This window comes from Lactococcus nasutitermitis, from assembly GCF_018403765.1.
In the GTDB taxonomy this organism is placed as follows: Bacteria; Bacillota; Bacilli; order Lactobacillales; family Streptococcaceae; genus Lactococcus; species Lactococcus nasutitermitis.
In genome coordinates this window covers 114,480-126,308 of sequence record NZ_BOVQ01000006.1, presented here as the reverse complement: position 1 = coordinate 126,308, position 11,829 = coordinate 114,480, and the positions used below count along the sequence as shown (strand labels likewise).

The 11,829-nt window shown below is 37.9% G+C and carries 13 protein-coding genes; 2 read left to right on the top strand and 11 right to left on the bottom strand.

Annotated features, from left to right (window positions below; translation table 11 throughout):
• Positions 1–8: 8 nt before the first annotated feature.
• From KJS36_RS07980 to KJS36_RS07955, 6 genes are all read right to left on the bottom strand, one after another.
• Positions 9–329, bottom strand: coding sequence for a nucleotide pyrophosphohydrolase (locus KJS36_RS07980; protein WP_213536390.1), 321 nt, complete (start codon positions 327–329; stop codon positions 9–11).
• The gene (locus tag KJS36_RS07975) at positions 326–2,014 is read right to left on the bottom strand and encodes a DNA/RNA helicase domain-containing protein (RefSeq protein ID WP_213536389.1); all 1,689 of its coding nucleotides are present in this window, start codon (positions 2,012–2,014) and stop codon (positions 326–328) included. The genes KJS36_RS07980 and KJS36_RS07975 overlap by 4 nt, the downstream gene beginning before the upstream one ends.
• Positions 2,015–2,017: 3 nt before the next feature.
• Positions 2,018–2,950: a RhuM family protein gene (gene rhuM / locus KJS36_RS07970; protein ID WP_213536388.1), complete on the bottom strand. Its 933-nt coding sequence runs from the start codon at positions 2,948–2,950 to the stop codon at positions 2,018–2,020.
• A gap of 10 nt (positions 2,951–2,960) precedes the next feature.
• Entirely contained in the window at positions 2,961–3,911 is a 951-nt protein-coding gene (locus KJS36_RS07965; protein ID WP_213536387.1) for a restriction endonuclease, read from the bottom strand.
• Between the two features lies 1 nt (position 3,912).
• Positions 3,913–4,461 (bottom strand): GDSL-type esterase/lipase family protein, encoded by a 549-nt coding sequence (locus KJS36_RS07960; RefSeq protein ID WP_213536386.1) that lies wholly within the window; start codon positions 4,459–4,461, stop codon positions 3,913–3,915.
• 315 nt (positions 4,462–4,776) lie between these two features.
• The gene (locus KJS36_RS07955) at positions 4,777–6,312 is read right to left on the bottom strand and encodes an MDR family MFS transporter (protein ID WP_213536385.1); all 1,536 of its coding nucleotides are present in this window, start codon (positions 6,310–6,312) and stop codon (positions 4,777–4,779) included.
• Positions 6,313–6,428: 116 nt separating this feature from the next.
• On the opposite strand from KJS36_RS07955, the gene KJS36_RS07950 reads away from it, so the two are divergent.
• Positions 6,429–7,016, top strand: coding sequence for a TetR/AcrR family transcriptional regulator (locus KJS36_RS07950; protein WP_213536384.1), 588 nt, complete (start codon positions 6,429–6,431; stop codon positions 7,014–7,016).
• 13 nt (positions 7,017–7,029) lie between these two features.
• Here the strand turns inward: KJS36_RS07950 and KJS36_RS07945 are convergent, their stop codons facing one another.
• The 5 genes from KJS36_RS07945 to rlmD all read right to left on the bottom strand — a co-directional run bounded on the left by KJS36_RS07945 (position 7,030) and on the right by rlmD (position 10,881).
• On the bottom strand, positions 7,030–7,707 hold the full coding sequence (locus KJS36_RS07945) for an SGNH/GDSL hydrolase family protein (protein ID WP_213536383.1): 678 nt from the start codon (positions 7,705–7,707) through the stop codon (positions 7,030–7,032).
• A gap of 125 nt (positions 7,708–7,832) precedes the next feature.
• Positions 7,833–8,450 carry a FusB/FusC family EF-G-binding protein gene (locus KJS36_RS07940; RefSeq protein WP_213536382.1) on the bottom strand — a complete coding sequence of 206 codons (618 nt, stop codon included), beginning with the start codon at positions 8,448–8,450 and terminating at the stop codon, positions 7,833–7,835.
• 124 nt (positions 8,451–8,574) lie between these two features.
• Positions 8,575–8,802 carry a DUF1912 family protein gene (locus KJS36_RS07935; RefSeq protein WP_213536381.1) on the bottom strand — a complete coding sequence of 76 codons (228 nt, stop codon included), beginning with the start codon at positions 8,800–8,802 and terminating at the stop codon, positions 8,575–8,577.
• A gap of 24 nt (positions 8,803–8,826) precedes the next feature.
• Positions 8,827–9,330, bottom strand: coding sequence for a GNAT family N-acetyltransferase (locus KJS36_RS07930; protein WP_213536380.1), 504 nt, complete (start codon positions 9,328–9,330; stop codon positions 8,827–8,829).
• Positions 9,331–9,447: 117 nt separating this feature from the next.
• A complete protein-coding gene (gene rlmD, locus KJS36_RS07925; RefSeq protein WP_213536379.1) occupies positions 9,448–10,881 on the bottom strand; it encodes a 23S rRNA (uracil(1939)-C(5))-methyltransferase RlmD in 1,434 nt (477 codons plus the stop codon).
• Positions 10,882–10,951: 70 nt separating this feature from the next.
• Here rlmD and recX point away from each other — a divergent pair, with 70 nt between their 5' ends.
• On the top strand, positions 10,952–11,779 hold the full coding sequence (recX, locus tag KJS36_RS07920; RefSeq protein ID WP_213536378.1) for a recombination regulator RecX: 828 nt from the start codon (positions 10,952–10,954) through the stop codon (positions 11,777–11,779).
• Positions 11,780–11,829: the final 50 nt, after the last annotated feature.

Below are 11,829 nucleotides of genomic sequence, written 5' to 3'. Positions count from 1 at the left end.
TGATTTTTTTATAATTCTGTATATTTTTTATTACTATTTTTACTTTTGCTAATTGGATATTTTTGATCGTTTTTTATTAATTTCTCTTTAATAATTGAATCAATATCTAAATTCAAATTATCAGCCATCATATATGAATAAATCAACACATCAGCTAATTCTTCTTTTACTTTTTCGATATCTGAAATCCCTTCAGTCACGCTTTTCCACTGGAATAATTCCAATAATTCTGAAGCTTCAAGTGAAATCGAAATAGCTAAATCCTTTTCATTGTGAAACTGACGCCAATTTCTATCATCTCGAAACTTATTTATATCATCAATAATCATTGTTTATTTCCTTTCTGTGCTTCAAGTAAAGCTTTTTGTAAACTTTCATCGCAAGCACAAATATAAAGACCATGAACCCCTCGAGTTAATAAAACATTTAGCTCATTATTTAAATTATGATTAATTGCATCAATTCCATGCTTTTTTTCAATCGCCTTTTTGTTTTTTGACCCATCAGCATCAAAAAATATTTTCTTATCTTGAGGATTATACTTTACACTTGGTCCTATAATAACCCCAGCATAATTTAAATCAAAGCCTTGAATTGTAAATGTACTTCCAACTTCTTTTATCGAATCTGGATTTTCAGCCCATGGGGTGCTATCACTTGCTTTTGTATAATAATAATTCCACGGAAGTGAGAAATTATTAATTTCAACACACCATTTCTGACCATCTGATTTCCAATCCCAATCATATGATGCCAACATTCTTGAAAGTCCATATTCAGTGTCATTTGATTTTTCTTTTATGCCATTATAGAGATCAGTAGGATTATCAAATATTTTCAATTCATACTTGTCATCATGTGGAATTTGATCAATTTCATGATTCCAAATAAAATCATTGAGCCAATTATTTGTAGCTGTTGACATTTGCATTCTATGCTGATCATGTAGCTCAATTAATTTATTTTCTAAATTTGCTTCATGTTTTAATTCTAAAATTGTATTTGGGTCCACATATTGTCCGCCAGTTAATATTTGATATTCATCAAAAACTAGGACCACAATTTTTGAAATTTTCCTCAAAGCCTCTAATTGTGTTAAGCCATACTTTTTGGGAAAGGCTTGACCGTTTCTAGTCGCCAATAAATGCCCTTCATCCACTATAACAATATCTACTTTTTCATTTTCATATTTTTTCAAAAACGAGTTAGGTTTCATCACTTGATTTTCGTTGAGGCCTAGTTTTCTTGATATTTGTTGATAGACGGATAACTGTTCATTGTGATTGACTAATACAAATGCTTTCTTTCCTTTTAGTAAAACATTATCATCTTCTTTTGACTCAAGCTGTAAGTTGTAAAATACATTAGATAATAAAACCGTTTTTCCGCTACCCGCACTACCTGTTACAAGTATTAACGTTTCTTTTTCTTGAGAAACAGCTTCCTCAATCTTCATAATAATTTGATTCTGAGCATTTTGTTGTGACTCGCTAAGCGTTTTAAAGGGAGAGGATTTAAATAATGCGGAGTTTTCTATTACTTTAATATCAGGAAAAAGATCAGGTTCTTCCTGGTTTAATCTTTTCCACCCTTCTTTAAAAATAGCATCTATCTTATCTTTTGGATAATATTTCCCTTGAGGGTTACCTCTTCGATTGTTAATTCCCTTATCGTTTTTTATAGAAGGCACACCTAAGAAATAATTCATGAATTTATTTTCTAGGTCAAGAGTAACAGATTTATTAGAAAACTCATTGCCAAACACAAGCATTTGAGCGGATTGAGAAGCATTTAATTGCTGCCAATCATCTCTTGGTTCAATGAAGTGTTGTTTTGTACGACGAAAAACATTATTTGTTTCTCCTACATAAACAGTATACTCTTCATTCTTTTTATCATATACAAAATAAACAGTTGGAAAATCAGTAAGTAATTCGGATTGATTATTCTTCAATAAGGAAAGACTACTTTCGGAATAGTTTACTTTTTTTACTACAGTAACTACATTTGTCATTATTTATTCTCCCAAAAAATTCTCAATCAACAGCGTCATATTCTCTCGCTCATCAGGCTTCGAGAGTGCCACCATCAGCACAATCGCGGCGAGGGTGTTGTTATTGATGTTACGTAGCGCATTATTTTCATACAAGAAATAGACGAATAACGCGGCGGCTGAGCGCTTATTGCCATCGTAAAAGGGGTGGTCTTTGACGATAAAATAAAGAAGATTTGCGGCTTTCGCCTCGACGGACAGATAAAATTCCGTATCGCCGAAGCCTGCATAAATTTGGTCTAAAATCCCCTGAAATTGACCTGTCCGCTCTTTTGCAAAGAGGTCAGATTTCTTAAAATCTGGCAGGTTTTCGAGAAAATCACGCGCATTTTTATATTCTAATTTCCAAGTTTCCACACTTCCTGCCACTTTTGGTAGCTCTTTGCGGTCGTAACTGTCCAAGAGGAAAAGCGCTTGGGTGTAGTCTGCAATCAGGTTTGCTGTTCCAGAAAGTTCTGGGATTTCACTTCTCTCCAAGATTTGTAGAGCGAGGTTTAAGTCAGCCAACCGTTTATCATTCACTGCATAGCCCTGCAAGATATACTTTTTCAGCACACTATTCGCCCATTTGCGGAACTCGGTTGCCTTTTTGGAATTGACACGGTAGCCAATTGAAAGAATCATGTCGAGATTATAGATTGTCAACTCTTGCGTTTGCGTTTTCCCAGTGATAGCACCGTGTTGGGTGGTATGTGCAATTTTTGCACTTACCACTTTTTCATCAAGTTCTTCCGATTTATAGATGTTACGGATATGCCTAGTAATACCCGTTCTATCTACATCAAAAAGCTCAGCTATTTGTGCTTGTGTCGCCCAAATAGTATCATGTTCAAAATCAGCATTGAGTTGGACCTCACCGTTTTGGCTGTTGAAACTAATAATTTCTTGATTCTCCATATTATTTTCCCTATTCATTAAAATAGAAATCATCAAGTTCATAAATCGTGACTGGCTTTACAAAAATTTCATATTTAGCGACTAAATCACAAACATCATCGATATTAATCAAAGTGATTGGAATTGTAGAACTACGCGCTGTTTCAATCGCATTTTTATTAAAATAGCTTGTTGTGACAAAAATACCATATTCTGCTTGGTTCAAATTTGTCGAAAGCGCACCAATAAAATTTTGTATTTCAACACGTCCAACGTTATTTTGCCAACGCTTTGCTTGAATGCCGACACGATTTGTCCGAAAATCATCTGCTACCATATAACCAAAGCCATCAATTCCACCATCGTTACTTACCTGTACACCTTTTACAGGATCAATCGTAACCCCCATATTTTTAACCAAAAGGCGTGCAAAATCTTCAAATTTTTTCGGAGACATCGTTTGTAGTGCCTTCGTTAATTTAATCTTCCAATCTTCGAGGTCTAATTCTTCATTATCTGCTTCATTTTCAAAAGTTGTCTCCTCTTGAAATGTCAACTTTTTCTGTTTATTTTTCTGCTTCGCTTGACGTGTTGGTCCCCAGTAATTTTCTTCATTTTGAACCATCATTGCTGGAAAATCAAAGTGATTTAACTCTACTTCAAAACCTTTTTGAGTTAATTCAATAACTCCACGCTCATCTTTTAGATAACCTGCAATAATTAAATTCTTTCTAGCAAACTGATAGTTGAAATCCAAGTATTTAAACGTTCCATTTTTTCCTAGATATTCTTTAGTCACGTATTCTGCCGGAATAATATCATCTATTTCTAGCAAATGCTGAATAAACTCCTTTTTTGTTGATTTTCCAGCAGTTGCCTTTAAATATTTTAGAATTTCTAAAGAAGTGAGACACTCTCGAGAATTGACTGTACCATCATAACTTTTTAATGCTTCAAATTGCTTTATGTTATATTTTGACATTTCATGTCTCCTTAACAAATTCAATAATTTTATCACTCAGCAGCTCATATCCTACTTCCATAAAATGCAATCCATCAGGTTTCAAAAGTACATTTGGGTTAGGTGTGTTTGTCATTGCCTGAAAAATATCTATCACGGGAATTTTCTGAGTTCGTCCGAGTTCAAGCACGGTCTGTCTGAAAAGTTCAACTTCAGAGAGTTTGCTGTAATGTGTGGGTTCTAGCTCATTATAGTAGGGTGGGGTGAGGAGGATAGTTTTGTTTTCGCCAAGCTGGTTGGTGATTTTTAGGAGATTGGCTTGAAATTCTTTTGGTCGTATCAGATGATAGGGTGAAGCGTCGTTTGCGCCGAAGAAAACAAAGTTAAAATCTGCATTTTCTGCTTTGACATATTTGATGCGATAGAGTGCGCCGTATGTGTCATCGCCGTTTACGCCATAAAGTTTTACGTCGATGCCGGAGCGTTTTTCTTCAATCTTATTTTTGAGAATTTTGGGATTTTCTGTGCCATAGCCGTTCGTGATTGAGTCACCGAAAATTGTAATTTTCATCTTTGTCTCCTTTCCGCAAAAAAATACCGCACACAGCTTCCTAAAAATAGGACGCTTGCGCGCGGTACCACCTAAATTCCTGCCAAATTACTTATAAAATCTGGCAGACACTCGTTTTTATTTACTTGATAATCGCACAACCTTCACAAGGTTTGATTGACAACTTGCACCAACCGCTGTCTCGCTTAAAATCTTGCCTTGTTACTCCTTGCGAAGTTAGTTCTATTCTATCAGAAAGTTTCTGTTTTTGCAATGTGTGTCAGCTTTGTCTTGCTATTTTCTAATAAAAAATTTATTAACTCTTTTTTTCTATGTTCAAACTGTTTTTCTTTTGCTGGATAAAAATAGGGCGGGTAATAAAATGAGGATGAGAGCGATACAACTGATAAGAAATCCCATTTGATAGCCGTTGAGCAGACCGTTTGTTTCAAATGCTTTTGCGATAGTTTGTCCAATCGCGGTTATTTGGTCGGCTGAGGGTTTCTTACCTGTGGTTTTTATGATATCTGTTACTTTTGCCATTGTTTTTGATTTGATATCATTTGCTTGGTCTGTCATGTAGTTTGTGACAACGGCGGTGACGACTGCAGAAATAACTGCTGAACCAAAACTTGAACCAACATTTTGAATGATACGGTTGCCGGCTGAGGCTGCTGGGATTTCATTGTTTTCAATTCCTGTATAAATATCGGTCATCAAAGGCATTGTTAGCCCGCCAACACCAATTCCTCGGATAAATAAGACAACGCCAATCCACCAGAGACTGGTTGAATTTGTCACGAAAACGAAGGGGAAACTTCCCACAAGAGAAATCACAAGAGAGACGAGAACAACTGGTTTTGCACCAAAATTATCAATTAATTTTCCAATCACAGGTCGGGCAATAAGCATTCCTGCACCTTGTGGAATCATAATCAGTGCTGCTTCTACGGTATTGAAATGTTTGATATTTTGAAAGAATAGTGGAAGTATGAGCATACAACCATTGATTGCAACGCCGTTTAAGAACACACCGATATTTGCCGCAGAGTAATTACGTTTGGCAAAAAATTTGAGTGGCAGAACTGTTTTATGTTTTTTGAGGATATCGTAAATGATGTATGCAATAATACAGGCAAGACCAATACCGCAAAAAATCCACATTTCGCTACTTTTGAAGAAATTTTTTGCGGATGAACCTTGGGAAATGCCGTACATCAAGCCTGTAGAAAAACCAACAAGTAAAAGTGTTCCAATAATATCCATTTTTGATTTTGGATTGAAAGGTTTAAAATCTGGCATGATTTTTAGCGTGAGAATAACGGAAAGGATTGCAATGGGAATATTGACATAGAAAATCCAATGCCAATTACCATATTGGACAATAAAACCTCCGATAATCGGTCCAACGATAGGTCCTAAAATCACGGGAGTCGTAACTACTGCCATGACTTGTCCTAATTTGTCGCGCGGTGCTGATGCCATGAGAAGTGAGGTTAAAAGTAAGGTCACAACACCTGCCGCAAAGCCTTGGATGAGTCTGAAAGCAATAAATACTTGAACGTTCCAAGCGATACCTGAAAGAATTGAGCCAACTCCAAAAAGTCCAACAAAAAGTGCGAATGCACGTTTACCATTAAAATGGTTCATAATCCAAGCACTGAAAGGAACTGCAATAGCTAGTGCAAGGACATAACCTGTGATTGCCCATTGAATAGTATTGAGATTTGTGTGGAGGTCAAGCATGAGTTTATTAAGGGCAATATTGACCATTGTTGAATCGAGCATTGGAGGAAGTGCGCCAATAACTAAAACCCACGCAATGCGCATGACTTCTTTGGGAACTTTATCGTCCTTTGTTTTTTTAGCCATTTTATTTATCCTTTGCTTTTAGATACACATGTATCTTATTTTTTATATCTTGAATTTTAGCACACAAAATGATAAAATGCAAGAATAAGATACAAGTGTATTTAGAGGAGTTGAAAATGGTACAACAAAGACGGCGTGGAGAGGCTTTGAAAGAAGATATTTTCAAGGTTGCCCTCGATATTTTGGAAAATGAAGGTTATGAAGCGGTCACTTTTGCTGAGGTGGCAAAGCGTGCAAAAACTTCGCGTTCTGTGATTTATAGGCAGTGGGAAAGTCCTTTTGCACTTCTTTATGCGGCTTCTATTTCTCAGGGGTTTCAGTATGGTAAGCGTTCTTTAGCACAAGCAACAGCTGACCAAGGAAATTTACGAGATGATTTACATTTTTTGTGTGATTATATGGTGGCAAATGCGAAACGTTATCCGAAAGAGTTTATCTCGGTTGTAAATAGTGAGGTGGCAAAGGGAAATTCATTGATTGATGAAAATCGTCACTCTGGGAATTTGCAGGCGATGACTACTATTTTGGAACGGGCACGCAGACGTGGCGAAGTTGTGGGGGAATTTTCCGTTCGTGCAAAACTTGTTCCTTTTGATATCTTGCGTTATCATCTGATTTATAGTTTGGAAGATGTGGATGAGCAGTTTGTGGATGAGCTTGTAGATGAGGTCCTGTTGCCAATTTATCAAAAAAAGCCTGTATGAAGGCTTGTTATTTTTAAAGATATTTTTTCATATTTTCTAGGACAATTTCGTAGCCGGCGGGATACATATGAGCGCCGTCAAAGGTGAGTTCTGCGCGAAGATTGCCATTTTCATCAGTTAATCCAGCGTTGACATTGATAAACTGGTAGTTATATTTTTGAGCGAGAGCAGCGACTTTTTCGCTGGCTTTGGTGAACGTCGCGTTGTTGCGTGTGTCATAGAGCGAATGCTGTTCTGTGTCGCTATTTCCAAAGTCGGCGCTAGTGTTCATCGGATAATACGCCATCGGGTAAACGTCGCAATCTGGGAGTTTTTCTTTGATTTTCTGTAAAATTTCGTCGTAGTTGGCAAGTCGTGTGGCTTCTGGGACACCAAAACCAATGTCGTTGGAGCCAATATTGATGAAAATTTTGCTGGGTGCGAGGTCAAAAATGAGTGTGTCAATGTGTGCGAGGAGGTCAGCAGTTGTCGTGGCGCGCACGCCACGATTGTAGATGTATTTGTCGAATGTGACTTTGCCTTCTTCTTCCCATTTTTCGATGGGGAAAATTTCCATGAGTGAGGAGCCGACAAAGAGAATTTGCCCTTTTTTCGCTGTTTTATTGGCTTCGGTGTAATCGGTACGGATTTTGTCTTGAAAGGCTGTGAGTTGGGGATTGAGTGGTGTGAGTGCTTGTGTTTGTTCGGACATTTTTTCTCCTTTTGAATTGGAAAAGTTTATTTAGTTAGTTTTTATACACAAAAACTAACTAAAATGATTATAAAACTTTTTGACAGTTTTGTCAAAAATAAAAATGAGAATTTCTTCTCATTTTTTTATTTTTTACGGATAGTTTCAATGAATTTTTCTAAGCCTTCGATAGTTTGCATCTGTTGGTTGCATTTTTCGCTATCCAAACAGATGTAATTGCCCTGTTTTGTGTAGGTGCCATCAGCTTTCGACTTGGTCACAGCTAGAAATTGAGTGACTTGGGATGTTTGCTGGCAAATGCTACAGATATTTTTTCTACTACCTGAAATTGTTCCGTAGAAGCCTTGTCCATCTTGCGTGATGATGTATTTGCGTCCACTGGCGATTTCATTCCAAGCAAAATAGCTGTAATTTCGCAAATCGAGAGCTTCTGTATTGGGCTGTTGGAGCTTTTTTACTTTTTTAAAAATTTTCGAGATTTGCGTGGCGCTAGGGAGCAAAAACGGCTCAACGAGAGCTTTTAAGCTTTCTAGGAGTTTTTCTGCTTGAGCTGTGGAGAGCCTGCGATTACTGAGAGCATTGAGAAATTGTTCAATTTCTGGAGCTTCCGACAAATTTTTGATTTCATTTACTATTTGTGCATAAACAGCTTCTAATGTCGTGCTGTCGTTGACCGAATGGTAAGCGTTGAGCAGGTCAAATGTGAGATATTTGATGCGATTATATTCGTAAGATTTTAACATTTTTTTCATTCCTTTCTTAGTTTTACTGCTAAGAGGATGAATTTTCTTAACAGTAACCAAGTGCGAGAGCTTGTACTCGCACTTGGTTACCAGCCATGTTTTTTCTCATTTTACTCTTTCTTTATTAAAATGTTCGTGTACCTAAATCTGGCATATCATGGAAATTTTTGCCATTTTTATAGTTTTCAAATTTCGTTTGTAGGAAATTGTAAGCATCCAAACGGCTTTCGTAGCGAATAGCAGCATCGTGTTCATGCTCAGTTTCAGCAAGTTGCTGTGCTTTTGCCATCAGATTTACTTGCTGATTGAGCCATTCTGAGAAATCTTTGAGAAATTCTTGTTCATAGGTCATTTTTTTAATCTCTTTCTTAACTTTTTATAATTCTCGTTGGTAGGCAAGACGAACTCCGTCAAAGACAACAATACCACGTTTGACAAAGCCTTCACGTTCAAAAACGTGTTGCATGATGGCATTCATTTCGTGTGTATCGACACGAAAATCCTGATAACCTCGCGCATTCATCAGCGTAAAGATATTAGAAAAGAGGAATTTCGTCAGGGCATGCCCACGGAAATTGTCAGAAAAAGCGATGCGATGTACCGTAACATAATCTTTATTATCATTGCTCCAAGCGCCGTCGGTAATCTTGGTATAAGCAGGTTCTTCGCCAGTGATAATCGCGCTGTATGCCGCAACTTCATCATCTACAACGAGGATATATCCTTGACCTTTGGCAATATCATCTGTGATATTGCTTTGTTCTGGATAGCCGTCTTGCCACTGGTCACTTCCTGATTTGCCTAGAAAAATTCTGGCTTCTTCAATGATGTTTATAATTTTTGACAAGTCTGTCAAAACTGCTTTTCTTAGATAAATCATATTCTTTTCTCATATTTTATTTTTGACAGGTCTGCCGTAGGGGCTAGAGAATTTATTCTCAGCCTTCTCGGACAGGGTGAACTGATAACGAAGTTGTCAGTTTGTACCCTGTCAAAATTATTTTTTACGCGTCAGCTTAACGACGGCTTCTGTCCGTGCTGTGTGAGGGAACATATCGACTGACTGGATATAATCAACGCGGTAAAATTGCGCCAGCACAATCAGGTCTTTGGCAAGTGTGCTGACGTTGCAGCTGACATAAACCATTTTTTCCGGTTGAACTTTGGCAATCGTCTCCAAAAGTGCCACATCAAGTCCCGTCCGTGGCGGGTCAACGAGCAAGGCACTCGCGCGATGTCCCGACTTCACCCAAGCAGGAATGATTTTCTCGGCGCGCCCTGTTTCGTAATGGCAATTTTTGAAGCCAAGACGCTTAGCATTCTCTTTCGCATCGGCAATCGCTTCAGGCGTGATGTCCATACCATGAACGGATTTGACTTTCTTGGCAACAGCAAAGCCAATCGTGCCAACACCACAATACGCATCAATCACGCGGTCTTCTTTTTTCGGATTGAGCGCGCGGACTGCTTCAGCGTAAAGAACATTTGCCTGCGTTGGATTGAGCTGGTAAAAGGCACGCGGCGAAAGCTCGAATTCGTAGTCCAGCACGCCTTCGGTAATCGTTTCTTTTTCATCAAATAAAATCTGCGTTTGTTCGCCATAAATTTCGCTGGTTTTTTTCGGATGGAAATTGGCTGCAACAGTGACAATATCTGTAAATTCTGATGTTAGTTCCGAAAGAATTTTGTCAAATTTGACAAATCCCATGCGTTCGCGTTTTGTTGGTTCTTCATAAGGTTCAGGCCAAAGCTGCCCGTCCAAAATAATCCGTGCAGAACTGACAAAAATCATCTGAACTTCACCCGTTTTTTGGCTACGACGCACCATTACTGTACGGATTCCGCGCGTTTTGCGTTCATCATCAACTGGAAGATGATATTTTTCAATCAATTCACACACACGATTGACGATTTTTTGGGTCATTTCTTCTTGAACCAGACAATTTTCAAGGTTGACAAGATGATGAGAATTTTCTTTGTAAAGTCCTGCAATAACCGCACCAGAGTTGAGCCGGCGGATTTGATATTGCAATTTATTTCGGTAATGCAAAGGATTTTCCATACCAATCGTTGGGCGAAGTTCATAATTTTTCCAACCGGCTGGTTTGTATTTTTCCAATGCCTGACGCACCAAATCATGTTTGAACTCAAGTTGCTGTGGATAGGCAAGGTGCATGATATGCGAGCTACTGAGTTCATGGTAAACTTCGTCGGCAGGTTTCACGCGAAACTTCGATTTTTTCGTGATTGTCACAAGTTTTGCACGTGAAAAATTGCGTGCATTTTCTGTGATTTCAGCGAGAATTTGCTCTGTTGGCAGTGCATAAGGCACGAAAACGAGTCTTCCGTGGTATGATGCGATTCCCTCGCCATTTATTCCCATGCGCTCAATGTTGAGCGGGATTTTTTGTCCTATTTTCAAATTTATCATAAATAACATTATATCACAAAAAAATCAGGTACATGGTTACATTTCACAGTTTTTTTCGTATAATAGGGTAATGGTAAAAATCACAGAAATAAAAAAACTCAAACGGCTCTACAAAATTACTTTTGACAGTTTTGTCAGCATTGAAAATCAAGATGAAGTAGATAAAATCTATGTTTGCGAAGATACGATTGTGCATTTCATGTTGACACGAGACAAAAGTTTTAGCGATGAGGAATTATCTGAGTTAGTTGCGTTTGATAATTTTGCTCAGGGGAAATCGCTGGCGCTTTATTATATTTCGTTCAAGTCACGCACAGCCGGCGAAGTCAGAAAATATCTGGTAGAACACGAGATTGTTGCAGAGCAGATTGAACAAATTCTGTCAAATTTGACAGAAAATGGACTGGTCAATGATGTCGCTTATGCTGAAAATTATATCCAAGGAAAGATTGCAATGGCAAGCGCTGGTCCATTTCAAATCAAGCAAAAACTGATGATAAAAGGAATTTCTGGAGAGATTATCGCAGACAGCCTAGAAAAACTTTATGACGAAACTGTCCAAATAGAAATTGCCACAAAACTTGCTGACAAAACTGTCAAAAATAAATTTACCCAACTTCCGCTCAATCAACTCAAGCAAAAAATCACACAAAACCTGATGAACAAAGGATTTACCTATAATATTTCAGCGATTGCTCTTGACAATCTTGAACTCGAAGCAAACGAAGAAAACGAGCAAGAACTGCTCTACAATGAGCTTGACAAAGCTGTCAAAAAATATTCACGCAACTACGGCGGTTATGACCTGAAAAATCGCGTGACCCAAGCGCTCGCCCGCAAAGGTTTCAACTTCAGTGACATTTCATCTGCCCTACGCGACATCATATTTGACGACTAATTTCCTGATAATTTTTTTGGCATAGGATATCGTTGTAGCTTTGCTCACTT

Bases quoted from the DNA above. Each gene is read 5' to 3' on its own strand.
- KJS36_RS07945 (WP_213536383.1), bottom strand. From the start codon at position 7,707: ATGTCCGAACAAACACAAGCACTCACACCACTCAATCCCCAACTCACA.
- KJS36_RS07965 (WP_213536387.1), bottom strand. From the start codon at position 3,911: ATGTCAAAATATAACATAAAGCAATTTGAAGCATTAAAAAGTTATGAT.
- KJS36_RS07975 (WP_213536389.1), bottom strand. From the start codon at position 2,014: ATGACAAATGTAGTTACTGTAGTAAAAAAAGTAAACTATTCCGAAAGT.
- KJS36_RS07980 (WP_213536390.1), bottom strand. From the start codon at position 329: ATGATTATTGATGATATAAATAAGTTTCGAGATGATAGAAATTGGCGT.
- rlmD (WP_213536379.1), bottom strand. From the start codon at position 10,881: ATGATAAATTTGAAAATAGGACAAAAAATCCCGCTCAACATTGAGCGC.
- KJS36_RS07955 (WP_213536385.1), bottom strand. From the start codon at position 6,312: ATGGCTAAAAAAACAAAGGACGATAAAGTTCCCAAAGAAGTCATGCGC.
- KJS36_RS07935 (WP_213536381.1), bottom strand. From the start codon at position 8,802: ATGACCTATGAACAAGAATTTCTCAAAGATTTCTCAGAATGGCTCAAT.
- KJS36_RS07930 (WP_213536380.1), bottom strand. From the start codon at position 9,330: ATGATTTATCTAAGAAAAGCAGTTTTGACAGACTTGTCAAAAATTATA.
- KJS36_RS07950 (WP_213536384.1), top strand. From the start codon at position 6,429: ATGGTACAACAAAGACGGCGTGGAGAGGCTTTGAAAGAAGATATTTTC.
- KJS36_RS07940 (WP_213536382.1), bottom strand. From the start codon at position 8,450: ATGTTAAAATCTTACGAATATAATCGCATCAAATATCTCACATTTGAC.
- rhuM (WP_213536388.1), bottom strand. From the start codon at position 2,950: ATGGAGAATCAAGAAATTATTAGTTTCAACAGCCAAAACGGTGAGGTC.
- KJS36_RS07960 (WP_213536386.1), bottom strand. From the start codon at position 4,461: ATGAAAATTACAATTTTCGGTGACTCAATCACGAACGGCTATGGCACA.
- recX (WP_213536378.1), top strand. From the start codon at position 10,952: ATGGTAAAAATCACAGAAATAAAAAAACTCAAACGGCTCTACAAAATT.